This is a genomic window from Pseudomonas sp. Root401, assembly GCF_001425105.1.
In the GTDB taxonomy this organism is placed as follows: Bacteria; Pseudomonadota; Gammaproteobacteria; order Pseudomonadales; family Pseudomonadaceae; genus Aquipseudomonas; species Aquipseudomonas brassicacearum.
In genome coordinates, this window is record NZ_LMDO01000010.1 from 37,584 (window position 1) to 63,041 (window position 25,458).

Annotated in this window: 23 protein-coding genes and 1 pseudogene; 12 read left to right on the forward strand and 12 right to left on the reverse strand. The window is 61.3% G+C overall.

Annotated elements, in window-relative coordinates:
- Window positions 1-82 precede the first annotated feature (82 nt).
- The 3 genes from ASC85_RS09025 (at window position 83) to ASC85_RS09035 (ending at window position 3,776) form a co-directional block, all read left to right on the forward strand.
- Complete coding sequence (locus tag ASC85_RS09025; RefSeq protein WP_057449058.1) at window positions 83-1,258, forward strand: Gfo/Idh/MocA family protein; 1,176 nt, start codon at window positions 83-85, stop codon at window positions 1,256-1,258.
- The gene (locus ASC85_RS09030) at window positions 1,222-2,334 is read left to right on the forward strand and encodes a sugar phosphate isomerase/epimerase family protein (protein WP_057449059.1); all 1,113 of its coding nucleotides are present in this window, start codon (window positions 1,222-1,224) and stop codon (window positions 2,332-2,334) included. The genes ASC85_RS09025 and ASC85_RS09030 overlap by 37 nt, the downstream gene beginning before the upstream one ends.
- Window positions 2,335-2,543: 209 nt before the next feature.
- Window positions 2,544-3,776, forward strand: a complete 1,233-nt coding sequence (locus ASC85_RS09035) for a nucleoside permease (protein WP_057449060.1) — start codon at window positions 2,544-2,546, stop codon at window positions 3,774-3,776.
- An 18-nt stretch (window positions 3,777-3,794) separates the two neighbouring features.
- Here ASC85_RS09035 and ASC85_RS09040 read toward each other — a convergent pair whose 3' ends face one another.
- Entirely contained in the window at window positions 3,795-4,451 is a 657-nt protein-coding gene (locus ASC85_RS09040; RefSeq protein ID WP_057449061.1) for a polysaccharide lyase family 7 protein, read from the reverse strand.
- 246 nt (window positions 4,452-4,697) lie between these two features.
- Here ASC85_RS09040 and ASC85_RS09045 point away from each other — a divergent pair, with 246 nt between their 5' ends.
- Window positions 4,698-5,033, forward strand: coding sequence for a hypothetical protein (locus ASC85_RS09045; RefSeq protein ID WP_057449062.1), 336 nt, complete (start codon window positions 4,698-4,700; stop codon window positions 5,031-5,033).
- 136 nt (window positions 5,034-5,169) lie between these two features.
- Here the strand turns inward: ASC85_RS09045 and ASC85_RS09050 are convergent.
- From ASC85_RS09050 to ASC85_RS09075, 6 genes and pseudogenes are all read right to left on the reverse strand, one after another.
- Window positions 5,170-6,934, reverse strand: a pseudogene (locus ASC85_RS09050) (L-lactate permease).
- A gap of 253 nt (window positions 6,935-7,187) precedes the next feature.
- Complete coding sequence (locus ASC85_RS09055) at window positions 7,188-7,523, reverse strand: DUF6124 family protein (RefSeq protein ID WP_053189313.1); 336 nt, start codon at window positions 7,521-7,523, stop codon at window positions 7,188-7,190.
- A gap of 592 nt (window positions 7,524-8,115) precedes the next feature.
- The gene (locus tag ASC85_RS09060) at window positions 8,116-8,496 is read right to left on the reverse strand and encodes a RidA family protein (protein WP_057449063.1); all 381 of its coding nucleotides are present in this window, start codon (window positions 8,494-8,496) and stop codon (window positions 8,116-8,118) included.
- Between the two features lie 73 nt (window positions 8,497-8,569).
- Window positions 8,570-9,448 carry an NmrA family NAD(P)-binding protein gene (locus ASC85_RS09065; protein WP_057449064.1) on the reverse strand — a complete coding sequence of 293 codons (879 nt, stop codon included), beginning with the start codon at window positions 9,446-9,448 and terminating at the stop codon, window positions 8,570-8,572.
- Between the two features lie 17 nt (window positions 9,449-9,465).
- Complete coding sequence (locus ASC85_RS09070) at window positions 9,466-10,149, reverse strand: SOS response-associated peptidase family protein (protein WP_057449065.1); 684 nt, start codon at window positions 10,147-10,149, stop codon at window positions 9,466-9,468.
- A 287-nt stretch (window positions 10,150-10,436) separates the two neighbouring features.
- Window positions 10,437-11,390 carry a LysR family transcriptional regulator gene (locus ASC85_RS09075; RefSeq protein WP_057449066.1) on the reverse strand — a complete coding sequence of 318 codons (954 nt, stop codon included), beginning with the start codon at window positions 11,388-11,390 and terminating at the stop codon, window positions 10,437-10,439.
- A 100-nt stretch (window positions 11,391-11,490) separates the two neighbouring features.
- On the opposite strand from ASC85_RS09075, the gene ASC85_RS09080 reads away from it, so the two are divergent.
- On the forward strand, window positions 11,491-12,363 hold the full coding sequence (locus ASC85_RS09080; protein ID WP_057449067.1) for an aldo/keto reductase family oxidoreductase: 873 nt from the start codon (window positions 11,491-11,493) through the stop codon (window positions 12,361-12,363).
- A gap of 211 nt (window positions 12,364-12,574) precedes the next feature.
- Here ASC85_RS09080 and kefC read toward each other — a convergent pair whose 3' ends face one another.
- The 4 genes from kefC to ASC85_RS09100 all read right to left on the reverse strand — a co-directional run bounded on the left by kefC (window position 12,575) and on the right by ASC85_RS09100 (window position 17,291).
- Complete coding sequence (gene kefC / locus ASC85_RS09085) at window positions 12,575-14,401, reverse strand: glutathione-regulated potassium-efflux system protein KefC (protein ID WP_057449068.1); 1,827 nt, start codon at window positions 14,399-14,401, stop codon at window positions 12,575-12,577.
- Window position 14,402: 1 nt separating this feature from the next.
- Window positions 14,403-14,924 carry a glutathione-regulated potassium-efflux system oxidoreductase KefF gene (gene kefF, locus ASC85_RS09090; protein WP_057449069.1) on the reverse strand — a complete coding sequence of 174 codons (522 nt, stop codon included), beginning with the start codon at window positions 14,922-14,924 and terminating at the stop codon, window positions 14,403-14,405.
- A 313-nt stretch (window positions 14,925-15,237) separates the two neighbouring features.
- Window positions 15,238-16,584 carry a sensor histidine kinase gene (locus ASC85_RS09095; RefSeq protein WP_057449070.1) on the reverse strand — a complete coding sequence of 449 codons (1,347 nt, stop codon included), beginning with the start codon at window positions 16,582-16,584 and terminating at the stop codon, window positions 15,238-15,240.
- Window positions 16,581-17,291, reverse strand: coding sequence for a response regulator (locus ASC85_RS09100; protein ID WP_057449118.1), 711 nt, complete (start codon window positions 17,289-17,291; stop codon window positions 16,581-16,583). The genes ASC85_RS09095 and ASC85_RS09100 overlap by 4 nt, the downstream gene beginning before the upstream one ends.
- A gap of 379 nt (window positions 17,292-17,670) precedes the next feature.
- On the opposite strand from ASC85_RS09100, the gene ASC85_RS09105 reads away from it, so the two are divergent.
- From ASC85_RS09105 to ASC85_RS09115, 3 genes are all read left to right on the forward strand, one after another.
- Window positions 17,671-18,459 (forward strand): MlaA family lipoprotein, encoded by a 789-nt coding sequence (locus ASC85_RS09105; protein ID WP_057449071.1) that lies wholly within the window; start codon window positions 17,671-17,673, stop codon window positions 18,457-18,459.
- A complete protein-coding gene (locus ASC85_RS09110) occupies window positions 18,452-18,688 on the forward strand; it encodes a hypothetical protein (protein ID WP_057449072.1) in 237 nt (78 codons plus the stop codon). Before ASC85_RS09105 ends, ASC85_RS09110 begins: the two co-directional genes overlap by 8 nt.
- A gap of 73 nt (window positions 18,689-18,761) precedes the next feature.
- Window positions 18,762-19,241 (forward strand): VOC family protein, encoded by a 480-nt coding sequence (locus ASC85_RS09115; RefSeq protein ID WP_057449073.1) that lies wholly within the window; start codon window positions 18,762-18,764, stop codon window positions 19,239-19,241.
- A gap of 131 nt (window positions 19,242-19,372) precedes the next feature.
- Here ASC85_RS09115 and ASC85_RS09120 read toward each other — a convergent pair whose 3' ends face one another.
- Complete coding sequence (locus ASC85_RS09120; RefSeq protein ID WP_057449074.1) at window positions 19,373-19,774, reverse strand: RidA family protein; 402 nt, start codon at window positions 19,772-19,774, stop codon at window positions 19,373-19,375.
- 132 nt (window positions 19,775-19,906) lie between these two features.
- Between ASC85_RS09120 and ASC85_RS09125 the strand changes: the two genes are divergently transcribed.
- The 4 genes from ASC85_RS09125 to ASC85_RS09140 all read left to right on the forward strand — a co-directional run bounded on the left by ASC85_RS09125 (window position 19,907) and on the right by ASC85_RS09140 (window position 25,453).
- Window positions 19,907-20,836, forward strand: a complete 930-nt coding sequence (locus tag ASC85_RS09125) for a LysR family transcriptional regulator (RefSeq protein WP_057449075.1) — start codon at window positions 19,907-19,909, stop codon at window positions 20,834-20,836.
- Window positions 20,833-21,573, forward strand: coding sequence for a CPBP family intramembrane glutamic endopeptidase (locus tag ASC85_RS09130; protein WP_057449076.1), 741 nt, complete (start codon window positions 20,833-20,835; stop codon window positions 21,571-21,573). The genes ASC85_RS09125 and ASC85_RS09130 overlap by 4 nt, the downstream gene beginning before the upstream one ends.
- A 172-nt stretch (window positions 21,574-21,745) precedes the next feature.
- Window positions 21,746-23,140: a TolC family outer membrane protein gene (locus tag ASC85_RS09135; RefSeq protein WP_057449077.1), complete on the forward strand. Its 1,395-nt coding sequence runs from the start codon at window positions 21,746-21,748 to the stop codon at window positions 23,138-23,140.
- Between the two features lie 171 nt (window positions 23,141-23,311).
- The gene (locus tag ASC85_RS09140) at window positions 23,312-25,453 is read left to right on the forward strand and encodes a type I secretion system permease/ATPase (RefSeq protein WP_057449119.1); all 2,142 of its coding nucleotides are present in this window, start codon (window positions 23,312-23,314) and stop codon (window positions 25,451-25,453) included.
- Window positions 25,454-25,458: the final 5 nt, after the last annotated feature.

The window sequence follows — 25,458 nt, forward strand, 5'->3', positions numbered from 1 at the left end:
TTTGACACGCAGGAAAAGTGAGCCTAGATTTCCGCCATGATGTAACCGGTTACATCATCATCCTGACAGGAAGACAATCGCGATGAATCCTGTAGCACCGAAAATAAGAATGGGCTTCGTCGGCGGTGGAGAGGGCGCGTTCATCGGCCAGGCCCATCGTCAGGCCGCGGGCCTGGACGGCGGTTTCGAATTGGTCTGCGGCGCGTTCAGCCGCGACCCTCACAACACTCGGCAGACCGGCGCGGCCCTGGGCCTGCCAGCGTCGCGTTGCTACCACGATTGGCAGCAGATGCTCGACACCGAAGCGCTGCTGCCGCTGGATCAGCGCATGGAACTGCTGGTGATCGTCACGCCCAATCACCTCCATGCGCCTATCGCCAGCCAGGCCTTGAAAGCCGGTTTCCATGTGTTCAGCGAGAAACCCGCCGCGCTGGACCTCAACGAGTTGCTGGCCCTCAAGGAAGTGCTGCAAGGCAGCCGTTGCCTCTACGGCCTGGCCCACACCTACCTGGGCTATCCCATGGTTTGGCAGGCGCGGGAGATGGTGCGTTCGGGCGAGATCGGCCAGGTGCGCAAAGTGCTGGTCGAGTACCCCCAAGGCTGGCTCAGCCAGGATGTCGCCGCCCAAGGCAATAAACAGGCCGAGTGGCGCGACGACCCCGGGCAGTCCGGCCTGGGCGGTTGCATCGGCGACATCGGCACCCACGCGTTTTCCCTGGCCGAGTTCGTCGCAGACCAGCCTATCCAACAGCTATGCGCCGCCTTGGGTACGCACATCCCGGGCCGGCAATTGGATGACGACGCCGCGATGCTGTTCAAGATGGCGAGCGGTGCCAGCGGCGCGTTGATCGCAAGCCAGGTCTGCACCGGTGAAGAGAACCCGCTGAAGATTCGCGTCTACGGTGACAAGGGTGCCCTGGAGTGGCGCCAGGAAGAGCCGGCGAGCCTGATCCATCGCGCCTTTGACCAACCCCTGCGCATCTTGCGTAGCGGTGTCGGCCAGCCGTGGCTGTGCGCGGCGGCCACTCGGCGCATGCGCCTGCCGGCCGGGCATCCCGAGGGCTACCTGGAGGCCATGGCCAACCTCTACGGCGATTTCGCCCACGCCATTCGCAACCATGTCGAAGGCCCTGACGCCCCTGGCGTGCCCGGCATCGAGACCGGTTTGCGGGGCATGGCATTTATCGAGGCCGCCATCCTCAACCACCGTGGCGAGGCGAAATGGACCGCCGTGCAGACCGGAGCATCCCTATTGTGAATACCCTCGACACACCACCGAGCGGCCTGCGTGGCCCAGGCATTTTCCTGGCGCAATTCATGTCCGCCGAAGCGCCGTTCGACACCCTGGCCAACATCGCCCAGTGGGCGGCGTCGCAAGGCTACAAGGCCATTCAACTACCGACGTCGGGCACCCAATACATCGACCTGGCCCGGGCCGCCGAGAGCCAGGATTATTGCGATGAACTCAAGGCCACCTGTGCCCAGGCCGGTGTCGAGATCAGCGAGTTATCGACGCACCTGCAAGGCCAGTTGGTGGCGGTGCACCCGGCGTTCGACGCGCTGTTCGACGACTTCGCCCCGGCCCATCTGCGCGGCCAGCCCCTGGCGCGGACCGAGTGGGCGATCGAGCAACTCAAACTGGCCGCCCGCGCCAGCCAGCGGTTGGGCCTCAAGGCCCATGCGACGTTTTCCGGTGCGCTGCTGTGGCCGTATCTCTACCCCTGGCCGCAGCGCCCGGCCGGCCTGGTGGAGCAGGGTTTCACCGAACTGGCCCGGCGCTGGTTACCGATTCTCGACTGCTTCGACGCGGCGGGGGTGGACCTGTGCTACGAAATCCACCCCGGCGAAGACCTCCACGACGGGGCCTCGTTCGAGCGCTTCCTCGACGCGGTCGATCATCACCCGCGGGCGGCGATCCTCTACGACCCCAGCCATCTGCTGCTGCAACAGATGGACTATCTGGGTTTCATCGATCACTACCACGCGCGCATCCGCATGTTCCACGTCAAGGACGCCGAGTTCCGCCCCGATGCTCGTTCCGGGGTGTATGGCGGTTACCAGGGCTGGGTCGATCGGCCTGGGCGGTTCCGTTCGTTGGGCGATGGCCAGATCGATTTCAAATCGATCTTCAGCAAACTGACCCAATACGATTTCAGCGGTTGGGCGGTCCTGGAATGGGAGTGCTGCCTGAAGGATTCGCAACAGGGCGCGGCAGAAGGGGCGGCGTTCATCCAGCGGCACATGATCAGCAAGACTCGCAAGGCGTTCGACGATTTTGCTGGTGTCACGGCGGATGAAGACTCCAATCGGCGGCTGTTGGGCCTGTTGAGGTAACTCATCCACCCAAAACCCTGTGGCCAAAACCCAATGGCAAGCAAACCCATTGTGGGAGCAAGGCTTGCCCGCGATGAACGAAAACGCGGTTCAACGGTTAGACCGCGGCGCGGCCATCGCGGGCAAGCCTTGCTCCCACAGTTGAGGTCTTTTTGTATCAAAAGCGGTGAGTTTTTTTTCACAAGAACAACAATAAAACGGTGACTGTCATGACCACGATGAACGCACGCCTCAGCGTGATGATGTTCCTGCAGTTCTTTATCTGGGGTGGCTGGTTCGTCACCCTGGGGACTTTTCTCTCCAGCACGCTGGGCGCCAGCGGCGGGCAGATCGGCATGGCGTTTTCCACGCAGTCGTGGGGGGCGATCATTGCGCCGTTTGTCATCGGCCTGATCGCCGACCGCTACTTCAATGCCGAACGGATCCTGGCGGTGTTGCACCTGCTGGGCGCGGTGTTGCTGTATCAGCTGTATTCGGCGGCGGATTTCAGCGTGTTCTACCCGTACGTGCTGGCGTACATGGTGGTCTACATGCCGACGCTGGCCCTGGTCAATTCCGTGGCGTTCCGGCAAATGCGCGACCCGGCGCTGGAGTTCTCGCGCATCCGGGTGTGGGGCACGATTGGCTGGATCGTCGCCGGCGTGGTGATCAGTTTTGTGTTCGCCTGGGATTCGCGCGAAGCGATCTCGGCAGGCGGCTTGCGCAATACCTTCCTGATGGCGGCCATCGCGTCCCTGGTCCTGGGACTCTACAGCTTCACGCTGCCGGCCACGGCACCGCTCAAGGAACAGGCCAGCGCTGGTGGCGTCAAGCAACTGCTGGGGCTGGACGCGTTGGGTCTGTTGAAGGATCGCAGCTACCTGGTGTTCTTCATCGCCTCGATCCTGATCTGCATCCCCTTGGCGTTCTATTACCAGAATGCCAACCCGTTCCTGGCCGAAACCGGGATGACCAACCCCACGGCGAAAATGGCCATCGGGCAGGTCTCGGAAGTGTTGTTCATGCTGCTGTTGCCGCTGTTCATCCAGCGCTTCGGCATCAAGCTGGCGCTATTGGTGGGTATGTTGGCGTGGGCGTTGCGCTACGTGTTGTTCGCCTACGGCAATAACGGCGACCTGGCGTTCATGCTGTTCACCGGCATTGCCCTGCACGGCATCTGCTATGACTTCTTTTTTGTCTCGGGGCAGATCTACACCGACGCCAAGGCACCGGAGCGCTTTCGCAGCTCGGCCCAGGGCCTGATTACCCTGGCGACCTATGGTGTGGGGATGTTGATCGGTTTCTGGGTGGCGGGGCAGGTGACCGATCACTTTGTCCTGGAGGGCGGCCACGATTGGAAAAGCATCTGGCTGTTCCCGGCCGGTTTCGCGTTGCTGGTGTTGGTCTGCTTCCTGTTTACCTTCCGTGGCCAGCAAGCGCTCGTTGCGCCGTCAAAGGCCTGAAGCAGGGCTGGGCGTCAGTCATTTGTGACTGGCGCTCAGTTTGGTGTAGGTCACTTTCCCGCCTTCATTGGAATAGCCTTTGTTGTCCAAGGTGTAGACGCCGGCCTTGAAATAGAAGTTGTAGCCCTGCCAGGACTTGTCCAGCTTCACCTGTTTGCCACCGTTGCCGATCAGCACCGAGAGCTGGCCTTGCTTGTCCATTTGCAGCGTGTACGAGAAGGATTTGTTCAACGGCACCTTGGGCACGGTGTAGATCACCGGGCTCTTCTTGTCCTTGGGCTTGACCCGGTATTCCACGTCGATATTGCCGGTGCCCTTTTCGTAGCGGTACACCAGTTTCAACAACGGCGTCGGCGCGTCCTTGGCGTGAATCTGCGCCACTACCACGCGGCCTTCGGAAGGCACCTGGTTCACCGACAGCTCGCCCTTGAGGGTGTTGGTGCCGCTGTTGTAGCGCCAGTTGCGGTGTTTCCCGTCCCTGCTGGTTTCCCGCAGCTCGGAGCGCGGGTATTTGCTGTTACCGGTATGGGAGCCGGTGACGGGCGCCCAGAAGATGATCCGCTGGCCGTTATTGTCGAAATACTTGTTCTTCAAGGTCGGCATGGCTTTGGTCGCCACGACCTGCGCCGGCGTTTGCACCGGCAGGGTTACGCTCCAGACAGTCACGTCAATCATGATAAAACCCTCCAACGGGACCGGCCGTTACCTATCGGCCGTCAAGGCAAGAACTGCCTTCCGTGGCGCAGTTTCCATGTTATCGACGAGGGCCTGCTTCGCTGGAGACGCAACTGACGGATGGCTCTGCGATGAGCCTTCCAGACGCTGAATTGGGCGGATTATCGTGTGTCAATTTGTTGCTGATCGGTTAGAGTACGCGCCGCCCGAGAGACGGATCCCGGGCGTTTTCTCATGGAGTATTCAATGAACCACATCAGCAAAGTTGTCGCCTGCGCAGTGTTCGGCCTGGTCCTGGCGGGTTGCACCGGCACCCCGATGAAAACCCAGCAATACGACAGCAGCCAATACACCGTTGTCGGCCACAGCGAAGCCAAGGCCACCGGCCTGCTGCTGTTCGGCGTGATCCCGATTCGCCAGAACAACCGTTTCGTGCGTGCCCAGGACGCGGCGATCAAGGCCAAGGGCGGCGACGCCATGATCAACACCCAAGTCCAGGAAAACTGGTTCTGGGCCTGGGTCCTGACCGGCTACACCACCTCGGTGTCCGGTGATGTGGTCAAGCTGAAAAACGTTCAGTAACACCGTTGTTTTGATCGTTCCCACGCTCCGCGTGGGAATGCCGCCCGGGACGCTCCGCGTTCCGTTAAGCGTGACGCAGAGCGTCAGTGGATGCATTCCCACGCGGGAGCGTGGGAACGATCAACGTCCCTATCTATCAATGTCCGCCGACGACCATATGCGTGAACGGCGCCACATACGCCTGCAACGTCACCAGCCCGCCCACCAGAATCGCCAGCACCACCGAGTGGAAAAACACGTAGCGCAGGATCTCGCCTTCGTGACCGTACCAACGGGTCGCGGTGGAGGCGACCACGATCGACTGGGCGTCGACCATCTTGCCCATGACCCCGCCGGAACTGTTGGCCGCAGCCATCAGCACCGGGCTGATCCCCAACTGTTCCGCTGTCACCCGTTGCAAACCACCGAACAGCACATTGGACGCCGTGTCCGAACCGGTCAGCGCCACGCCGAGCCAGCCCAGCAAAGTGCCGAACATGGGGGTAGAAAATACCGGTGGCGGCGAAGGCCAGGCCCATGGTCGCGTCCAGGCCTGAGTAGCGCGTGAGAAACCCCAGGGCCAACATTGCCACGATGGTGATCAGCGAGTAGCGCACCACCCAGAGCGTTCGCAGGTAGTGGTGCAGCAGTTGCGGGATGGAATAGCCCATCAGCAAGCCACCGAGAATCGCCGCCAGGAAGATGCCGCTGCCGGTGGCGGTGAACCAGTTGAACTTGTAGACCGCTTCCTCGGTTTTAGGCTGGGGCACCACGGGCGGGACTTTTTCGATCTGCTGGTGGATGGTGCCGAAGGTCACCAGGGGCGAGAAGATCGGGTTGGCCTCACGCATCGGCTTGCCTTGGGGGTCGAGCTTGGCCGATTGGGTCTGCGGGTCCAGCGCCGGGCGGGTATCGAACAGGTTCTTGAAACTCTGGGTGCCCCAGGCGAACACGAAGACTGTAAGGATGATCCATGGCATCCAGGCCCGCAGCACTGCCGGTCGCGCATCACTGGAAAAGGTGGTGCTGGCCTGCGGTTTTTCATCTTCGCTGGCGTCGATTTTCGAGTCATCGACCCGTCCCGACAACGCGGCGGAGGTGTGCACTGTGGCCGGTTTCCAGACCTTTAGAAAACCGGTGAGGCAGGCCATGGAAATCAGCGCGGCAATCACATCCACCAGCATCGGCCCGTGGTAGTTCGACACCAGGAACTGCGGGATAGCGAAGCTGACGCCGGCCACCAGAATCGCCGGCCAGATCTCCAGCATCTTGCGCCACCCGGCAAACGCCCAGATCAACCAGAACGGCACCAGCACCGAGAAAAACGGCAACTGCCGACCGACCATCATCGACAGCTCCATCTCATCCAGCCCGGTGACTTTGGCCAGAGTGATGATCGGCGTGCCCAGGGCGCCGAAGGCCACGGGCGCGGTGTTGGCGATCAGCGCCAGGCCCGAGGCGGCCAAGGGGGAGAAGCCCAGCCCGATCAGGATCGCCCCGGTCACCGCCACCGGCGTGCCGAAACCCGCCGCGCCCTCGAAGAACGCACCGAAGCAAAAGGCGATCAGCAGCAATTGCAGGCGCCGGTCGTCGGTGATGCGTGCGAGGGAATCCTGCAGGACCTTGAACGAGCCGTTCTCGGTGGTCAGCCGGTGCAGGAAGATGATGTTGAGGACAATCCAGCCAATGGGCAGCAGCCCGTTGGCCGCGCCGTAAAGTGCCGCCGAACCGGCCATGCCGGCGGGCATGCCGAAGGCGAAGATCGCGATCAGCAAGGCCGAGGCCAGGGCCATCAACGCCGCCAGGTGTGCCTTGACATGAAAGAACGCCAGGGACGCCAGCATCACCACCACCGGAACCGCCGCCAGGAGCGTCGACAGCACCGCATTACCGAAGGGATCGTAGACTTGTTGCCAGACCATGTTCCACCTCTGCTTTTTATTGTTGGAAGTGCAGGCCCCAGGGGGGATTGGCAGAGAAGTATAGGCGGGGATTGGGGAGGGGATTGGTCCAGGAATAGCCAGGCATACTCCAGTCGATCGTCCCCACGCTCCGCGTGGGAATGCCGCCAGGGACGCTCCGCGTTCCGCTTCTGGGATGTGACGCAGAGCGTCACGGGATGCATTCCCACGCAGAGCGTGGGAACGATCAAATACAGGCCTTTTGTGATGAGGGCTAGCGTGCTTCGACGTTATCCAGCGCGCGGTTCGCCAGCAATGCGCCCAGCTCGATCAGTTGCTGGATGCCCAGGATAATGTGGCGCCTGGGACCTTCCTGGTCGAAGGCCAGGTCACTGACCATGGCATTGGCCGAGGCCAGGGTTTCGCTGAGATTGGCGAGCAGGGTTTCGGTGTCGACGCCATGGGCGACGGTGAAGAGCTGGCCTGGATCGGCCTCGGGTTTGTTGGGTTTGGGCTTGAGGTAGTGATCGAGGATGCGGTCGGCGGCTTTGTCGAACGCTTTTGAGTTGGCCGGATCGGTGTCCGGTGGGTTGGGTGTTGGTTTGAACATGGTTGAAATCTCATGTGGGATTTGAAGGAGCCATCACCCTCGCTACCAAACGAAGGGTGGCGGCCATACGCAGGTTGGTAGACCGGTCCACATGAACACCGGCGCGCCCGAGGGCGCCCTACGCATGACCACCATTGAATACAAATGCTGATAGGCACCTGTAAAAAAGTGAGCCGTGCGTCATGTAGAGGCCGGGCTACCAAACCCGATCGCTGATTYSTCAGCGACCYGGAAACGATAGAGCCCGCCCCCCAGGCGCACAAGCCGGCGGATTCTGGCGTAGTTGTAGGTAACGGCGCAAGACAACGTAGCCCGAACCCGAACGATCCTACATCTGAATAAACACAGGCCTGTTTCGACTGCGAATAGGGTTAGCAACACACCTGTGGCGAGGGAGCTTGCTCCCGCTGGGTTCTGTAGGAGCTGGCGAAGCCTGCGATCTTTTGATCTTGATCTTTCGCTTGAGACTCAACTGTCTGGGACAAGATCGCAGCCTCGTTGCACTCGTCAGCTCCTACAGGCGCAGTCCAGCGGGAGCAAGCTCCCTCGCCACCAAAAGCAGTGCAGCGCTACAACAGTGCAGTGCGTCCGCTCAGCCCTTCGCCGCCATCGCCGTCACTTCCACTTTCATTCCTTCAACCGCCAGCGCCGCCACACCCACGGCGGCGCGAACCGGCCAGGGTTTGGCGAAGAAGCGTTTGTAGACCTCGTTGAAAGCGGCGCGATCCGCCATGTCGGTCAAATAGATGGTCAGGTGCAGGACCCGGTCCATGGAACTGCCGGCGCCCTCCAGGGCGGTCTTGAGGGCTTGCAGTGTGCATTCGCTCTGCCGGGTGATGTCGCCCAGTTCCAGGCTGCCATCGGCGTGGGTGGGGATTTGCGTGGAAACCAGCAGGCCGCCGAAACCGGCGACGTCGGAGGAAATGGAGTCCTCATCCGGATCTGGAATAAACGTGATATCTGGGTTGCTCATGCAAAGCCTCATGCTGGAAAAGAAAAGGACCGCCGCAGTTTAGCGTCCATTGCTGCGCCATTCCTGCATTCCTTTATCCGTGCGTTCCCAGCCCATTGTTTTGCACCAGCGCCTGGATGTAGGCCTCAAGTGTCATGGTGCCGTGCAAGGCGTCGTCGCCCACGTCGAAGCCGCTGTCGAGGCTGACGGCGCTCATGCGCGCATAGGATTGCGCCGCAGCGGGGCTGAAGCCGAGGCTTTGGAAGGTGCTTTCCCATTGGTCCCTGGGGATTACTTGGACCTCGACCGGCCGGCCGAGCGCCTGGGAAAATGCCTGCGCCACATCGTTGGGCGAGTACAGGTGAGGTCCCTGCACGTTACGCACGCCAATGTCATCAACCGACGATAGCAACCGCGCGGCCGCCACTTCGCCCAGGTCTCGGGGTGCAACCATGGGGAAGGCCAGATCGGCGGGAAACAGCGTCGACAGCTTGCCGGTCTCGCGCACGGTATCGAGCAGGCTGTCCCAGTTGCTCATGTAATAAGCCCCGCGATTGATCGCCGCCGGGATCGACTGGTTGCGCAGCCCTTCTTCCAATTCCCACAAGACGCTGAGATCGCCGATACGCTCGCCAGGCTGGGCGCCGGCGGTGGATTGCACGACGATTTTCTCAAGGCCCGATCCGTCGAGGGCAGCCAGGATGTTGGCGACCGTGCGCCGTTCCACCGCATCGGTATCGGTACTGGGAGCCGCCGGCGGGTTGAGAATGAACGCCCTGCGCCCGAGCCGAAAGGCGGCGCGCAACGACTCGACGTTTTCGGCATCCGCTTCGACGATTTGAGCGCCCCTGGCGTGCCATTCGGTGGCGTGGGTGGCATTGCGAGTCAAGATAGTCACGGCATGCCCTGGCGCCAGCAAGGCGCGGGCCGTGGCCGAGCCAACGTGGCCTGTGGCGCCCATGATCACGTACATGGCTTTATCTCCCAAGGTCAAAGTCCGCCCTGGGCCGGACGCTGGGTTGTCATCGTCGGTTCAAGGTGCGGTTGCGTGCCGATCAGGCGTGCGGCCAGCTGCTGTGCCTGTTCCCATCCCAGCGCGGGCTCCAGCCAGTCGAGCGCATCTTCGGCACTGAAAGCCAGTACCCGCTGCTGCCGGTTGGCGATGTCGCCATACGTCACCAGGGCCAGGCCGTCACAGCCAAACGGGGTCTCGCTGGCCTGGGCCAGGGCGGCCAGGAAGATCGGCGCCGACTGCCGGGTGGTCGTGTAGGTGAGACGTTGCGCCTGGGAGGGCGAGGCGGGGGCTTGTGACTCATACCAACCCTCCACGGCGACCAGTACGCGGCCCTCGTGCTTGATGGGGTCGAAGACCTTGGAGCGCATCACCAGATGCAAGGGCAGATGGGTCAGCGGCGGCATCGTTCCGACCGACCAGATCGGCGACCAACCCCAGCGAACCTTGATGCATTCCAAGTGCCCACCGCGACGGCGAATGGCGCTGACCTGCATGTTGGGTTTGATCAGGCTCTGGCGGTCCTGGACCTTGGGCGGCGTTGTCACATACAGGTCCAAGGGCGTCACACTTGCACCGAAACGGCTGCCGGGCGTGTCTCGTTGGGCGAAATACGCCAGGGAGTCTTTTGAAGAAACGTGTTGAACAAGACTGTCACACATAACGAAACTCCCGGCAGTGAGCCCAAAGCATTCCCGATGTACCCGCCGTTCAGCCCGTGATGGTCGAAGCGCGTCATCGTGGCTTTCAGCGGTGTCATGTAGGTCCGAGCCGTGGCGAATGGCTTGGTTCGAAAATCCTTGCGGCGGGGAGACGAGCGGGCAATGGGGAGAATGCACTACCGCCATCGCGAACAAGCTCGCTCCCACAATGGATTTGTGGTGGGTCAGGATTTTCAGCTACACCGCCGAACCCCTGTGGGAGCGAGCCTGCTCGCGATAGCGGTGTATCAGCTTGCGGGAATGTTGGCTGTGCCGACGCCATCGCGAGCAGGCTCGCTCCCACACTGTTGTGCTTGGATGAAATCCACAAAAGCCCTCAACGGCGAAGGCAGGTAGCGGCGGCCGGGGTAGTAGAGGAACGGCCCGGTAAAGCGCTGCCACCAGGGTTCGAGTACCGGCTCGAGGGCGCCGCTGTCCAGGTAGGGCCGCAGCCAGTCCTCGAACAGATGGACAATGCCCAGCCCATCCACCGCAGCCTGTACCGCCAGGTCCATCGCGCCGCCAATACGCACGATCAACGGGCCGCTCGGGTCGACGCTCATCGTTTCGCCGTCACGTTCATATTCCCACAGGGGCAGGGCGCCGCTGGGAAACTTGCCCGTCAGGCAGGCATGCCCAAGCAGGTCCCGTGGATGCTCGGGGCGGCCCCTGGCGTCGAGGTAGGCCGGTGAAGCGGCCGTTGCAAAGCGCTGAAACCGTGGGCCGATGGGAATGGCGATCATGTCCTGCTCCAGGCGCTCGTCGTAGCGAATGCCAGCGTCACAGCCGGCCGCGAGCATGTCGACGAAACTTTCTTCGGTGACCACTTCCAGGCGGATATCGGGATAGCTTTTCAGGAACGGCGTGATGATCGCCGGCAACACCAGCCGGGCCGCGCTGACCGGCACGTTCAGCCTGAGGGTGCCCGAAGGACGGTCGCGAAAGTCGTTGACCACGTCCATCGCCGCCTCGACCTCGCCCAGGGCCGGGACGATGCGTTCCATCAACCGGGCACCGGCCTCGGTCGGGACCACGCTGCGGGTGGTACGGTTGAGCAGGCGTACACCGAGCCGGCTTTCCATCCGGCGTACGGCATCGCTGAGGCTTGAGGCGGACTTGCCGCTCAGCCGCGCGCCTTCACGAAAGCCCTTCGCATTGACCACGGCCACAAAGGCCAGCAAGTCTTGAATATCCGTCGCCATTGTTCTCTCCGCCGTACAACCCGTGCTGATTGCACCTGATTATCAAGAGAATGGTCAACGCCTATAGTCGGCCCACTCACATTGATCCGAGGGCGACGAGATGAACATTGCAGGCAAGGCAGGCAGCTTTTTACTGGGCGATCGCACAGTCAATCGCATGGGCTATGGCGCGATGCAGTTGGCGGGACCCCAGGTCTTCGGGCCGCCCAAAGATCCGGCGGCCGCCGTCGCCGTGCTGCGCGAAGCAGTGGCGAGCGGGGTCAACCACATCGACACCGCTGATTTCTATGGGCCCCATGTCACCAACCAACTGATCCGCGAAGCGCTGCACCCTTACGCCCAGGACCTGGTCATCGTCACCAAGGTCGGCGCGGTTCGTGGCTCCGACGCGTCCTGGAACCCGGCCCACAGCCCAGCAGAGTTGACCCGTGCGGTCCACGACAATCTGCGTAACCTGGGCGTGGAGGTATTGGACGTGGTCAACCTTAGGGTGTGGGGCGACCTGCATTCGCCCACCGAAGACTCCATCGAAGAATCGTTCACAACACTGGCCGAGCTGCAGCGCCAGGGCCTCATCCGTCACCTGGGCCTGAGCAACGTCACGGCCGCGCAGGTCAAGCAGGCCCAGGGCATTGCCCAGGTGGTCTGCGTGCAGAACCACTACAACCTGACCCATCGCGACGACGAACACCTCGTTGCCGACCTGGGCCGGCAGGGCATCGCCTACGTGCCGTTCTTCCCCCTGGGTGGCTTCACACCGCTGCAATCGGAAACCCTTTCCAGCGTGGCGACGCGCTTGCAGGCATCACCGCTGTGCGTGGCTTTGGCGTGGTTGCTGCAACGTGCACCGAATATCCTGCTGATTCCCGGTACGTCGTCGTTGGCGCACCTGCGGGAAAATCTCACGGCAAGCGAGCTGACGATCCCTGCGCCGATGCTGGCCGAGCTGGACGGGTTGGTTGGGGCAGACTAAAAGGCAGCGGTCTAGCCGAAATGCTATTCGCATGTAGGAGCTGTCGAGCGAAGCGAGGCTGCGATCTTCCCCAGTCACTTGAGCCCCAAGCGAAAGGTCAAAAGATCGCCCGAACGCGGCCCGAGCCTTCGGCAGCGCCTACAGAACCCAGCGAGAGTAAATTCCCTCGCCACCAAGGATCGGACGTACGTCAGATGAACAGTACCAGCGTCTAGGCATCGCTTTTATCCGTTTCGTTGCGATGGTGTTCCTGCCAGTTGTCGACGGGGCGGGCACGGTCTTCGTTGAACATGTCCGTGAGCAGCGCATTGGCGCGCCGGTAGGCATCGTGGCGGAACTTGAGGTCATCTTCCGGCTGGGCGACGATTTCCTCCAGCATCTTGAGATTCAGCCGGCGGAACTGATCCGCCCGCTCACGCGCTTCGTAAGCCCCCACGCCCATGTGCTCCAGCGCACTGCGACCCAATGACAGCGCACTCTCGAAGGTTTCCCGCTCAGCCGCCTCCACGCCCATCTGCCGCAGGGTGATGAGATGCCCCATATCCCGCGCCCGCACGATCAACTGCAACGCAGGGAAGTGCTCCTGGGCCAGCCGGGTCAGTGCCAGGTTGTCTTCCCGATCGTCGATCGCATTGATCAGCACCACCGCTTGGGCCGCGCCGGCTGCGTGCAGCAGATCGAGGCGCGTGGCATCGCCATAAAAGACTTTCACGCCGAATTTGCGCAGCGTCTCGATGTTGTCCGGGTCGTGATCCAATACCACCACCTCGACGCCGCAAGACATCAACAGACGTCCGGCGATCTGCCCGAAACGGCCGAACCCGGCGATGATCACCCGTGGATTCTGCTGGTCGACGAGGTCGGATTCGCGTTTGTTTTTCTTGGCGACGGACTCGAACCGATCCAGCAACACGATCAGCAAGGGCGTCAGGCACATGGACAAGGCTACCGCCAGGGTCAGGCTCTTGCCCCATTGATCGGTCAAGATGCCGGCCACGGTCGCCGCGCCAAACACCACGAAGGCGAATTCGCTGCCCTGGCCCAGCAACACCGCCTGCCAGGAGCGCTGGCCGGCGGGGACGTTGAGGAACCGGCCCGCCATCTTGATCACCAGCAGCTTGATCAGGATGAAACCCAAGGTCAGGGTGATGACTTTCAGCGGTGCATTGATCAGGGTGCCGAAATCGATCGACATGCCGACACCGATGAAGAACAGACCCAACAGCAGGCCTTTGAACGGTTCAATGTCGCTTTCCAGCGCATGGCGGTATTCGGAGCTGGCCAGCAGGACCCCGGCGAGGAACGCGCCCATGGCCATCGACAACCCGGCTTCCTCCAGCAGAAAGCCGAAGCCGAACACCAGGAACAACGCGACGGCACTGAAGATCTCGCGCAAGCCTGAGCGTGCCGCGAAGCGCAGCAGCGGTCGCGTCACGTAGCGTCCCAACAGCACGACGATGGCGATGGCGGCGACGATTTTGCCAATCGATAGCAGCAGCGCCGTGCCCGAAGGCGTGTCGCCGTGGGCCGACAACAACGGAATCATCGCCACCAGCGGAATCGCCGCGATGTCCTGGAACAGCAGCACGGCAAAGCTGCTGCGGCCGACGGCGGTGGCGGTCAGGTTGCGTTCGCTCATGGCCTGCATGGCGATGGCCGTGGAGGACAGGCTAAGGGTCAGGCCGACCAGCAACGCTGCCGTCCAGTTCAGGCCAAGGGCCGTGCAGAACAAGCCAATGGCAGCGCCACAGGCGAGCATCTGCAGGGCGCCACCACCAAATACCATCTTGCGCAGGGCCCAGAGCCGTTTGGGGTCGAGCTCAAGGCCGATGATGAACAGCATCAGCACCACGCCGATTTCAGCAAATTCCAGAATGGCCTTTACGTCGGTAATCAGCTTCAGCCCCCAGGGGCCGATGATGCACCCGGCCAGCAGGTAACCCAACACCGGACCCAGGCCAAACCGAACGGCAATCGGTACGATCAGCGTCGCCGAGGCCAGGTAGATCAGCATTTCAATCAGGCTGTGCGTCTCCATTTCAATCTTCCTTCCAGGCGGCCAGGCGAGCGCCATAGTGTTCGATTTGTGCGTGTTGGGTCTCAGGGTCGGCGGCATAGGCGCCATGCACGACCACCGGCTCCAGCCAGCGCATGCCGCAGTAAATGGCTGTGGCGTGGAGAGGTTGGGCCAGCGCCGAAAAATCGGGATAGTCGCCGATCGCAAAATGCGCGTGATCGCCGCCGGTGGTGACGGCCCACAGCAAGCGCTTGCCTTTGAGGGCAACGGTGTCTTTACCGTAGGCCCAGCCGTGGGTGAACACCTTATCGATCCACAGCTTCAGCAGGGGCGGTGCGCTGTACCAGTACAACGGGTGCTGGAGGACGACAAGCTCTGCTTGTTCCACCGCTCGCTGTTCCGCCTCGACGTCGATATCGAAGTTGGGGTAGAGCTCGTAGAGCGAACGTATGACCACGTCCGGGTTGGTCGACACTCGTTTGAGCATCTGCTGGTTGACCCGCGATTTGTCGGGGTAGGGGTGCGCATAAATGATAAGAATCATCGGTGAATTCCTTGGTTTGGCTCCGTCGATTCTTGTCTGTCGAGGAAGCTTGCTCCCGCTGGGCCTGTAGGAGCTGCCGAAGGCCCGGGCCGCGTTCGGACGATCTTTTGATCTTTCGCTTGAGACTCAAGTGTCTGGGGAAAGATCGCAGCCTCGCTTCGCTCGGCAGCTCCTACAATGAGCGCGAACGATGGCATTGAGTCGAGCGATACAAACAAGAGCGCCTTCCCGGAAAAGGGTCCAGGCCGGAAAAACCGGACATCCTACCGAGGAAGGCGCTGATTGTTTAGAGCGGATCGGTACATCGGGCACTTCAGTCAAGCGGCAGCGAGACCCTGGCCTCCAACCCGCCACCGCGTCGATTCCTCAGGATCAGCGTGCCGCCATGCTCCAGCACCGTCGCCCGGGCCGCCGACAGGCCCAGCCCGACGCCGCCGGTGTGTTTGTTGCGAGAGCCTTCGATGCGAAAGAACGGCGTGAAGACCTGCTCAAGGTGTTGGGCGGCGATGCCGGGGCCGCGATCCAGAATGCAAATGTCCACACGATTGGCGTCGGCCTCGAGTCGAACAGTCGGCGCGCTGCCATATTTGATTGCGTTGTCGATCAGGTTGACCAAGGCGCGTTTGATGCCAATGGGGCGGCCGACATAAACCAAGCGCTGGGCACCTTCGAACGCAACCTCGGTGCCGGCGTCCTTGAGGTCATCGACGATGGTGTGCAGCAGCTCGGCCAGGTCGAATGCGGTGGCGTGTTCCAGCCGGGCATCGTCGCGGAAGAATTCCAGGGCTGAGTTGACCATCGCCTGCATTTCGTCCACGTCCCTGAACAAGCGCGATTGCTGCTCGGCATCCTCGATGAATTCCCCGCGCAGGCGCATGCGGGTCAACGGTGCGCGCAAGTCATGGGAGATGGCGGCGAGCATCTGCGTGCGGTCCTGCAAAAAGTGCTTGAGTTGGGCCTGCATGGCATTGAAGGCGAGGATCGCCTGGCGGATTTCATGGGGGCCGATGACCGGAATCGGTGGCGCCTGGTGGTCGACGCCGAAGCGCCGGGCGCCTTCGGCAAAACGTTCCAGCGGGGCGGCCAGGTGCCGGGTGGCGATCAGCGCGACGATCAACGTCGAGAGCAGGATCAGGGCGATGATGATCCCGTTGCGCGCCCATTCTCCCAGCCCCCAGCTGCGCGAGGGCACGGAGAAGATCACCCATGAATGGTCGGCCAATTCGATGATCACCGCGTAGCGTGCGTCGGGTTGATCGGCTGGCCAGTCGCCCGGTTCGTAGGCTTCGATCCTGGCGTCCGGCCGGCCCAGTTGCTGACGCAGTAACGCCGAGCCTTCACTGAACTCCGGGTCGTCGATCACCGGCAACCGCGCGTCTTCATGCCGTTGCAGCCATTGTGCGTTGAACGCCTGGTCGCTGGCGGCCCTGGCAATCGCGGGGCGTTGTGCGGGGGCGACGGAGTCAATGATGCGGGTGATGGCAGCGGCCTTTTCCATCAGGCCGGTTTCCATCAGGGGCGGGCGCGCCCAGGCACCGGCCAGCAGGCTGAACAGCTCATTGAGGGCCAGCAATGTCAGCATGGCGACCATGGTGGTCAGGGCGATCCAACGCGCTACCGTGTCCCGTGGGCGCCGAGAGCCCCAGCGCGAGGGTTTCATCGCTTCACCACGTGGGGGCTGAAGAGGTAGCCGCTGTTGCGCACGGTGCGGATCATCGACGCGCCGGTGATGTCGGTCTCCAACTTGCGCCGCAGGCGGCTGACCTGGACATCGATGCTGCGGTCGAACGCCTCGAAGGTTTCGCCGCGGGCCAGGTCCAGCAGTTGCTGGCGGGTCAGCACCCGGCGCGGGTGTTCGGCAAACACCAACAGCAGTTCGAACTCTCCGGCGGACAGCGGGATCATGACCTTGTCTGGTGAGCGCAGTTCGCGCCGGGTGACGTCCAGTTGCCAGTTCTCGAATTCCAGGATTGGCCGGGATGCGTCGTTCAGCGTGTCCCTGGCTTCACCGGTGCGCCGCAGCACGGCACGCACCCGGGCCAACAGCTCGCGGGCGTCGAAGGGCTTGGTCAGGTAATCGTCCGCCCCCAGCTCCAGGCCGACGACGCGATCACTCAATTCGCCCATGGCGGTGAGCATGATGATGCCGACCGTGTGCTCGGCCCGCAGTCGTTGGCAGAGCACCAGGCCGTTGTCGCCCGGCAGCATGACGTCGAGGATGATGAGGTCCGGCACCCGGCGCGCCACCGCCTGCCACAGCGCGTTGCCGTCGGCGGCCACATCCACGCTGTAGCCATGTTGTTCGAGGAACTTGCGCAAGAGGGCGAGGACTTCGAGGTCATCGTCCACCAGTAATAAATGGCTCACGGTGGGCACGCAGGGTAATGAATACAGGGGGAATACTAGGGTCAATCCAGGGCCTGCGTCATATATTTCAATCCGGTAATAAAGTTGCGCTTGGGCAATATTCTGGAAATCTGCGGGCAAAAAAACGGCGGCAGGATGGCCCTCGATGTCAGTCAGTTAAAAACGAGTCAGCCCTGCACAAAACCTGTGGCGAGGGGATTTCTGTGGGAGCAAAGCTTGCTCGCGAAACAGGCGCCTCGATATTTGAAAGTCCGCGTCGCCTGCATCGCGGGCAAGCCTTGCTCCCACAGTAAGCGTCCTCCTCTTCACAAGAGCTGTGTCTGGCACCGTTTCGTTAGCTGATCGGTATCGCCTCCATTCCTCGCCGAGATCACCCTGTATGCCGATCACCCAGCCCGCTCCGTTGTTTGTTCGATCCACCGTCGTGGTAGTACTGGCGGCACTCGCCAGCGGTTGCTCCAGCACACCGGCAGCAACGCCGGGGTCGTGTGAAAGCGCGACCTATACCGTTCATGATCCTGCAGAACCGGTCAACCGCGGCATCTTCGCCTTCAACCGAACCGTGGATGACTACGCGCTGGCCCCCGTTGCCCGTGGTTACCTCAAGCTGCCGGAGATGTTCCAGGCCGGCGTCCACAACTTCGTGGCGAACTTCGGTGAGCCCAAGGTGTTCATCAACGACCTGCTGCAAGGCAACGCCCAACGCTCGGTCAACACACTCGGCCGTTTCGTCATCAACACCACGGCGGGCATCGTCGGGCTGATCGACGTGTCGGGCAAGCTGGGCATCGAGCGCCACAAGGCCGATTTCGGCCAGACCTTCGGCGTCTGGAACCTCGCCCCCGGCCCCATCGTGGAACTGCCGCTGCTGGGCAGCGCCAACCTGCGGGACGCGTCGGGCAAAGTGCTGGGTTTTGCCGTCGACCCGTTTGGCGGCAACAGCAGCACCGTCGATACCCTGGGCACGATCAACACCGTCGGCGGCGTTGTCGATGGCCGCGCCGAGGCATTGCCACTGACCGACCAGTTGCAGACCGAACCGGATTACTACGCGGCGCTTCGCGATGCCACGGCGCAGCGGCGTGCCGATTTTGTCGCGCAGGGGAAGTTGGGGGCGGTGGCGCAGGAAGATCCGCAATGCCAGGACGGAGCCGCTGCTGATGAGTAGTGAGGTGTTGGTCCTGCATCGGCGAATGCGCGCGCTCGATCCGGATGTGCTGCATTGTCGAGAAATTGAATTGCGGCTGGCTGAGGATGGCCGCCACGTGCTGCTCAACCGTTATGTCGAGTTGTATCGCCATGAACGGGTCAGTTGGTGCGCCATCCAGCAGCATCGGGTGCCGTTGGTGAGGATGGTGCGCTGGATGGTCGATAACGGAGAGCTGGTGCGGGCGTAGTTGCGACTCGGCAACCTGCAAGTTTCGGGCAGGCTGCTAGACTTTATCGTCCAGTCCCATTTGGAGAACCGGCATGAACAATAAAAACAGGATATGCCTCTGGTACGACGGCACCGCCCAGGAAGCTGCGGAGTTCTACGCCAAGACATTTCCCGACAGTGCGGTGAACGCCATCCATCTTGCCCCGGGCGATTATCCGTCGGGCAAGCAGGGCGACGTGATCACCGTGGAATTCACGGTGATCGGCATCCCTTGTGTCGGCCTCAACGGCGGGTCGGCGTTCAAGCACAGCGAGGCTTTTTCATTTCAGATCGCAACTGAAGACCAGGCCGAGACAGACCGCTTGTGGAACGCGATCATCGACAACGGCGGCGAGGCGAGCGTCTGTGGCTGGTGCAAGGACAAGTGGGGATTGTCGTGGCAGATCAGCCCTCGCGTGTTGCTTGAAGCGGTCGCCAGTGCCGACAAAGCCGCCGCCAAGCGTGCCTTCGAGGCCATGATGACGATGACCAAGATCGACATTGCCGCGATTGAAGCCGCGGTGAAAGGCTAGCCGGCGAATCACCATCATCATTCCCCCTGTGGGAGCGAGCTTGCTCGCGATAGCGCCGGCACAGCCAACATTGATGCAAACTGACTGACCCACCGCTATCGCGAGCACAGTCAACATTGATGCAAGCTGACCTATAAGGTGGTTTCAGGCAACCTGGCAATCACCTTGATCTCGAACTGAAACCCATACAGCCACGTCACGCCCACCGCCGTCAGCGTCGGATGCGGTGCGCTGCCCCAGAACTCGGGCACGACGCTCCAGACCCGCTCGAAGGTCGATTCGGGGTCGACCATGAAGACCGTGACGTCCACCACATCGTCAAAGCTGCAATCGGCCGCGGCGAGTATCGCCTTCAGGTTGTTGAACGCCAGCCGAACCTGAGCTTCCAGGTCGGGCTCCGGCGAGCCCTCGGCAGTACTGCCGACCTGTCCCGAGACGAACAGAAAACCATTGGAACGAATCGCCGGCGAATAGCGATTGCGTTCATAAAGTGCCTGGCGTCCGGGCGGGAAAACCACATCGCGCTGTGTCATCGATACCTCCATCAAAGAGTGGGTTCCAAACGATGAACTCACTCTAGGGGCTTGTGTCCAGCCGATAAACGAGCAACCTTGGCGATCACTGTTTGTAGAATCCAAACAATCGGTTCGATACCCGAGGCACAAATGGATCGTTTTGATGCGATGCAAGCGTTCGTTCGAGTCGTGGAGGCGGGCAGCTTCACCAAGGCGGCGGAAACCCTGCACATGAGCAAGACCACCGTGACCCAATTGGTGCAGCAGCTAGAGGCTCGGTTGCGGGTCAAGTTGCTCAACCGCACCACGCGCAAGGTCAACGTCACCGCCGATGGCGCGGTCTATTACGAACGGGTGATCCGGCTGCTGGCCGACATGGACGATGCCGAGACCAGCGTGTCCGGCGCCCAGGCGTTACCTCGCGGGCGACTGCGGGTGGACGTGCCGAGTCCGCTGGCCGCGATGATCCTGATACCGGCCTTGCCGGCGTTCTACGCGCGATACCCGGACATCCAGATCGACATGGGCGTCAGTGATCGCATCGTCGACATGCTCGATGAAAACGTCGATTGCGTGGTGCGCGGCGGCGAGTTGAGGGATCAGTCGCTGATCGCCCGGCGTGTCGGCGACCTTGCCCTTGGTGTCTTTGCCGCGCCGAGTTACCTGGCACGGTTCGGCATGCCCGCGCATCCGCGCGAACTGGAAGATTCGCACCACCGCACCGTGGGTTTCCTGTGGGCACGCACCGGCAAATCCTTGCCCTACGCCATGCGTCGTGACGGTGAGCTGCTTCACGTCAAAGGGCGCTACGCGCTGGCCATCGACGACGGCAACGCCTACCTCGCGGCCGGTTTGGCAGGGCTGGGTGTGCTCTGGCTGCCCAAGTACATGTCCGGGCCTCATCAAGCGCAGGGCGGTTTGGTGCCGCTGTTCGAAGACTGGCACCTTGAGCCGATGCCGCTGTATCTGGCCTATCCACCGAACCGGCACATCAGCGCTAAATTGCGGGTGTTCATCGACTGGGTCGTGGAACTGATGGCGCAACATGCGCCGGTTGACGCCAAGGGAAGGGCGCAATGATCGCCGAAGGACTCGTTGTACTGCTGGACTACACCCTGTATCTGCTGCCGGGCCTGGCGCTCTTCGGCCTCTGGTTCGCGTTGACGCCCAAGACCCAGACAGCGTTGCGCATCGTGATTTTGCTATTGGCATTCGTGTTGATGCGCGATGCGATGACGCCCTTGGGCATGTGGTCCCTGAATGGCGATCTGCAGATTGGTTTTCTGGCCAACCCGTTTGTGCTGGCGATGTTGGGCGTTTCGTCGCTGCTGTTGGTCGCGTTGAGCGCGCGCCTGTTGCCGGACTTGTGGCAACTGGTGGTTCTATTCAAAGGCAATCGACTGGCTGGCCTGGTCTTGGGCATCGCCGTGGGTTGCCTGATCGGTTTGCCGCTGCGGCTTTATCAAGGGGCTGAAACGGCGATTCCGGGTTATGGGGCCTGGCTGCTCGGCATGGCGGTGCTGGCCTATGGCGCCAACGCGCTGGAAGAGGTGCTGTTTCGTGGCTTCTTGCAGGGCTACCTCGAACTGCACGTCAGCGCCCTGCGCGCGGCGCTGATCAGTGCCCTGGCGTTTTCCGCGCTGCATGCCTTTCTCGCCTTGAGCGTCACCCAACTCGGTTGGCCGGTTTTGCTTTTTACGTTGATTGAAGGCCTGGCCTGCGGGCTCATTCGCATGCGCTACGGCGTCGTGGCATCGACCGCTACTCATGGGACGGCGATATTGCTGATTGCGGTGCCGATGGTGGGTAATCAGTGAGTTAAACCAGTCATGATTAATCAAAGGGACGACCTGAAAAACGCCTGGCGCAGAAAAAACCGGCGTTATGCTTGAACGCTTGACCTCTTCCCCCAACTGCCTTATTTTCGGCGCCCCATCGGGGCGGCTGCCGATTTTTCGCTGCTTTCGCGTCATTCAAAAGGATTTGTTCATGAGCCGCGCTCAACGCGTTTTGTTGTTCGCCTGCCTATTCCCTTCGTTTGTTTTTTCCGCGCCGACCGCTGAGCGGGCCGAGCTGATGGCGGTCTATCGTCAGGCTGTTTCGCATAACTCCGATCTGGCGGCAGCCCGTGCCGATTACGCCGCGCAACAGGAACTGGTGCCGCAGGCACGGGCCAATCTATTACCGGTGATCAGCACGGGGGCTACGTTTGAAGCCACTCGCCTGTCGCGAGATGAGCCAGCGCTTGAACGGGGGCGCAGCGGCAATACGATCCAGGCCAACCTGAAACAACCCTTGGTCAACGCTGCATTCTGGTATGAATTCAAGGCTGCCAAGGCGAGCACTGTACAAGCGGCCCTGGAGCTGTCGGCCAAGGAGCAAGCGCTCATTCTGCAAACGGCGCAGGCGTATTTTGAAACGCTGCGCGCCACGGACGAGCTGGCGGCATCGGAGGCTGAGGAGACCGCGCTCAAGCAGCAAATGGATCAGGCGCAAGCACGTTTGAAGGGTGGACTGTCGAGCATCACGGATGTGCTGGATGCCGAGTCTGCTTTCGATAATGCCCAAGCCAATCGCCAACTTGCGCAGCGCAAGGTTGAAGACGCTTTCGAGCAACTGGTGCATTTGACCAATCAGCAATACACCAGTATCGAGGGCATGCAACATCAGTTGCCGGTGTTGGCGCCGATTCCCAATGATACGAAGTCGTGGGTAGAAGGTGCTGTCGAGCAGAACCTGATGCTGTTGGCGAGCAACTACGCCGTCGAGGCCGCCGAAGAACGCTTGCGTCAGCGTCAATCCGGGCATGCGCCAACGGTCGACGCGGTGGCTTCCTATCGCAAGGGCGATAACGACAGTTTTGGCTACAGCAACCCGACTGATTTTGGTCGCGATGGTTACCGTGGGAACGTCGCCCAGAGCAGTCTCGCCGTGGAAGTGACTGTCCCGCTCTACAGCGGGGGGCGTGTCAGCTCCCAGGCGCACGAGGCTTATCAGCGGCTGACGCAAAGCGAGGAATTGAGGGAAAGCCAGCGCCGGGAAGTGGTCCTGGATACCCGTAACTATTTGCGCGCCGTCAACTCCGACATCCAGCAGATAAAAGCCCGGCGGCAGACGATCCTGTCTAGCCAGAAATCCTTGAAGGCGTCCAAGGTCGGCGCGGATATCGGGACCCGCAACACCGTCGACGTGCTCAATGCCCAGCGTCAACTCTTCAAGTCCGTGCGTGACTATAACGACGCGCGTTACGACTACATTCTCAATAATCTGCGTTTGAAACAGGCTGCCGGCACGCTGAGTGCCAACGACCTGCAACAGCTTGCCGTGTATCTGAAGGCAGACTACCAGCCGCAGCGTGATTTTCTTCCCCCTGAGCTGATGTAAGCCTCTGGCACAGGCGTTAGAAGTCGGTTCCTGATCGACAGAGACCGGAAAATCGAATAATGTTGTTTTGCTATCGTTCTTGACTCTAGCGCTTTGCGCCAAGCGGAACACTGTGCCCCACCCAAGGAAGTCATGGGGGCTCGCTAATGAATTTTCCGCATGGAAGCGTTTATGCAAGAACAAGGTACTTCTCCAGGGCCATCGGCGGCGCTGGACACCGGGCTGGCCTGTCTGGCCATGTTGGCGCGTTTTCACAACGTTGCCGTTTCCCCAGAACAGCTTACCCACGAATACGTGGCTGAAGGGCAGTTGTTCGGCAAAGCCGAAATACTGCTGGCTACGCGTCAGCTTGACCTCAAGGCCAAGGCTATCCGCACCACATTCGAACGGCTCGGGCAAACGCCTTTACCTGCGATTGCCTGTGCCAGTGACGGCGGGTTTTTCATCATTGCCCGTATGGACCAGGAAAAAATCCTGATCCATGACCCCCGATCCCAACGCCCCGAGCTGATCAGCGCCGAACAGCTTCAGGCACGCTGGGGCGGCGAGTTGATTCTCATACGGTCCCAGTCGTCGTTGGCAGGGGAGCTGTCCAAGTTCGATTTCACCTGGTTTATCCCGGCCATCGTCAAATATCGAAAGCTACTGGGTGAAGTACTGCTGGTTTCTTTCGTCCTGCAGATATTCTCGTTATTGACCCCGCTTTTCTTCCAGGTGGTCATGGACAAAGTGCTGGTGCACCACGGCCTCACCACGCTGGATGTGATTGCCATTGGGCTGCTGGGCATCATGTTGTTCGAGACAGTCTTGAGCGGGTTGCGCAGCTATGTGTTCGCCCACACGGCCAGTCGCATCGATGTTGAATTGGGCTCCAGGTTATTCCGGCACCTGGTGACGCTCCCTCTCTCGTATTTCCAGGCACGGCGGGTCGGTGACTCCGTCGCTCGGGTCCGCGAGCTTGAAAATATTCGCAGCTTTCTTACCGGCAACACCATTACGTTGGTGCTGGATGTGCTGTTTTCGGTGGTGTTCATCGCCGTGATGTTTTTCTACAGCGGCTGGTTGACGCTGATAGTGCTGCTTTCATTGCCGTTGTACGTCGTGGTTTCCCTGTTGATTACACCGGTGCTTCGCGCCCGCTTGAACGAAAGCTTCGCCCGGGGTGCCGAGAACCAGGCCTTTCTGGTGGAGACGGTCAACGGCATCGATACGTTGAAATCCATGGCGGTCGAACCCCAGATCACCCGCAAATGGGACAACCAACTGGCGGCCTACGTCAGCGCCGGTTTCAAGACCCAGACCTTGTCGACGATCGCCAATGAAAGCGTCTCTCTGATCGGCAAGTTGGTGACTGTTGCAACCCTATGGCTTGGTGCCCGGCTGGTGATCGACGGGCAACTGTCGGTGGGCCAGTTGATTGCCTTCAACATGCTCGCAGGCCGAGTCGCGCAACCGATCATGCGCCTGGCTCAACTGTGGACCAATTTCCAACAGACCGGTGTTTCGGTCCAGCGCCTGGGGGATATTCTCAATACCCGGACCGAGATGTCCCAGGCGACTCGCAGTGCGTTGCCTGCATTGAAGGGCCGGATCGAATTCGACCAGGTGCATTTCCGTTATCGCCCTGATGGCTCCGAGGTGCTGCGCAGCGTAAGCCTGGAAATAGGCGCTGGAGAGGTGATCGGCATCGTCGGACGCTCCGGCTCCGGCAAAAGTACACTGACCCGCCTGCTGCAGCGTCTCTTCGTCCCGGAGCGCGGCCGCGTCCTGGTCGATGGCATGGACCTGGCGTTGGCCGACGTTTCTTCACTGCGCCGGCAAATCGGCGTGGTGTTGCAGGACAACATGCTGTTCGCCCGCAGCATCCGCGAGAACATTGCATTGACCGATCCTGGCGCGCCTCTGGAAGCGGTCATGCAGGCGGCGAAAATGGCCGGGGCCCATGATTTCATTCTTGAATTGCCCGAGGGCTACGACACGGTGGTCGGTGAGCACGGCGCTTCGCTGTCTGGCGGGCAACGTCAGCGCGTGGCGATTGCCCGAGCCTTGATCGGCAACCCGCGAATCCTGATTTTCGATGAAGCGACCAGTGCGCTGGACTACGAGTCGGAGCGGATCATCCAGCAGAACATGCAGGCCATCTGCAAGGGGAGAACCGTGATCATCATCGCCCACCGGCTTTCGGCGGTGCGCGATGCCAACCGGATTGTCGTCATGGATCGCGGACAGATCGTCGAACAGGGCACCCATCAGGAGCTCCTGGCCCATCAAGCGGGACACTATTCTCGCTTGCACCGTTTGCAACAAGGATAGTTGCC

Excerpts from the sequence above, each read along its gene's own strand:
- ASC85_RS09080 (WP_057449067.1), top strand. The coding sequence starts at position 11,491 with ATGAACATTGCAGGCAAGGCAGGCAGCTTTTTACTGGGCGATCGCACA.
- kefC (WP_057449068.1), bottom strand. The coding sequence starts at position 14,401 with ATGGAGACGCACAGCCTGATTGAAATGCTGATCTACCTGGCCTCGGCG.
- ASC85_RS09060 (WP_057449063.1), bottom strand. The coding sequence starts at position 8,496 with ATGAGCAACCCAGATATCACGTTTATTCCAGATCCGGATGAGGACTCC.
- ASC85_RS09135 (WP_057449077.1), top strand. The coding sequence starts at position 21,746 with ATGAGCCGCGCTCAACGCGTTTTGTTGTTCGCCTGCCTATTCCCTTCG.
- ASC85_RS09140 (WP_057449119.1), top strand. The coding sequence starts at position 23,312 with ATGCAAGAACAAGGTACTTCTCCAGGGCCATCGGCGGCGCTGGACACC.
- ASC85_RS09065 (WP_057449064.1), bottom strand. The coding sequence starts at position 9,448 with ATGTACGTGATCATGGGCGCCACAGGCCACGTTGGCTCGGCCACGGCC.
- ASC85_RS09095 (WP_057449070.1), bottom strand. The coding sequence starts at position 16,584 with ATGAAACCCTCGCGCTGGGGCTCTCGGCGCCCACGGGACACGGTAGCG.
- ASC85_RS09115 (WP_057449073.1), top strand. The coding sequence starts at position 18,762 with ATGAACAATAAAAACAGGATATGCCTCTGGTACGACGGCACCGCCCAG.
- ASC85_RS09105 (WP_057449071.1), top strand. The coding sequence starts at position 17,671 with ATGCCGATCACCCAGCCCGCTCCGTTGTTTGTTCGATCCACCGTCGTG.
- ASC85_RS09025 (WP_057449058.1), top strand. The coding sequence starts at position 83 with ATGAATCCTGTAGCACCGAAAATAAGAATGGGCTTCGTCGGCGGTGGA.
- ASC85_RS09125 (WP_057449075.1), top strand. The coding sequence starts at position 19,907 with ATGGATCGTTTTGATGCGATGCAAGCGTTCGTTCGAGTCGTGGAGGCG.
- ASC85_RS09070 (WP_057449065.1), bottom strand. The coding sequence starts at position 10,149 with ATGTGTGACAGTCTTGTTCAACACGTTTCTTCAAAAGACTCCCTGGCG.
- ASC85_RS09075 (WP_057449066.1), bottom strand. The coding sequence starts at position 11,390 with ATGGCGACGGATATTCAAGACTTGCTGGCCTTTGTGGCCGTGGTCAAT.
- kefF (WP_057449069.1), bottom strand. The coding sequence starts at position 14,924 with ATGATTCTTATCATTTATGCGCACCCCTACCCCGACAAATCGCGGGTC.
- ASC85_RS09110 (WP_057449072.1), top strand. The coding sequence starts at position 18,452 with ATGAGTAGTGAGGTGTTGGTCCTGCATCGGCGAATGCGCGCGCTCGAT.
- ASC85_RS09120 (WP_057449074.1), bottom strand. The coding sequence starts at position 19,774 with ATGACACAGCGCGATGTGGTTTTCCCGCCCGGACGCCAGGCACTTTAT.
- ASC85_RS09045 (WP_057449062.1), top strand. The coding sequence starts at position 4,698 with ATGAACCACATCAGCAAAGTTGTCGCCTGCGCAGTGTTCGGCCTGGTC.
- ASC85_RS09130 (WP_057449076.1), top strand. The coding sequence starts at position 20,833 with ATGATCGCCGAAGGACTCGTTGTACTGCTGGACTACACCCTGTATCTG.
- ASC85_RS09030 (WP_057449059.1), top strand. The coding sequence starts at position 1,222 with ATGGACCGCCGTGCAGACCGGAGCATCCCTATTGTGAATACCCTCGAC.
- ASC85_RS09055 (WP_053189313.1), bottom strand. The coding sequence starts at position 7,523 with ATGTTCAAACCAACACCCAACCCACCGGACACCGATCCGGCCAACTCA.
- ASC85_RS09035 (WP_057449060.1), top strand. The coding sequence starts at position 2,544 with ATGACCACGATGAACGCACGCCTCAGCGTGATGATGTTCCTGCAGTTC.
- ASC85_RS09040 (WP_057449061.1), bottom strand. The coding sequence starts at position 4,451 with ATGATTGACGTGACTGTCTGGAGCGTAACCCTGCCGGTGCAAACGCCG.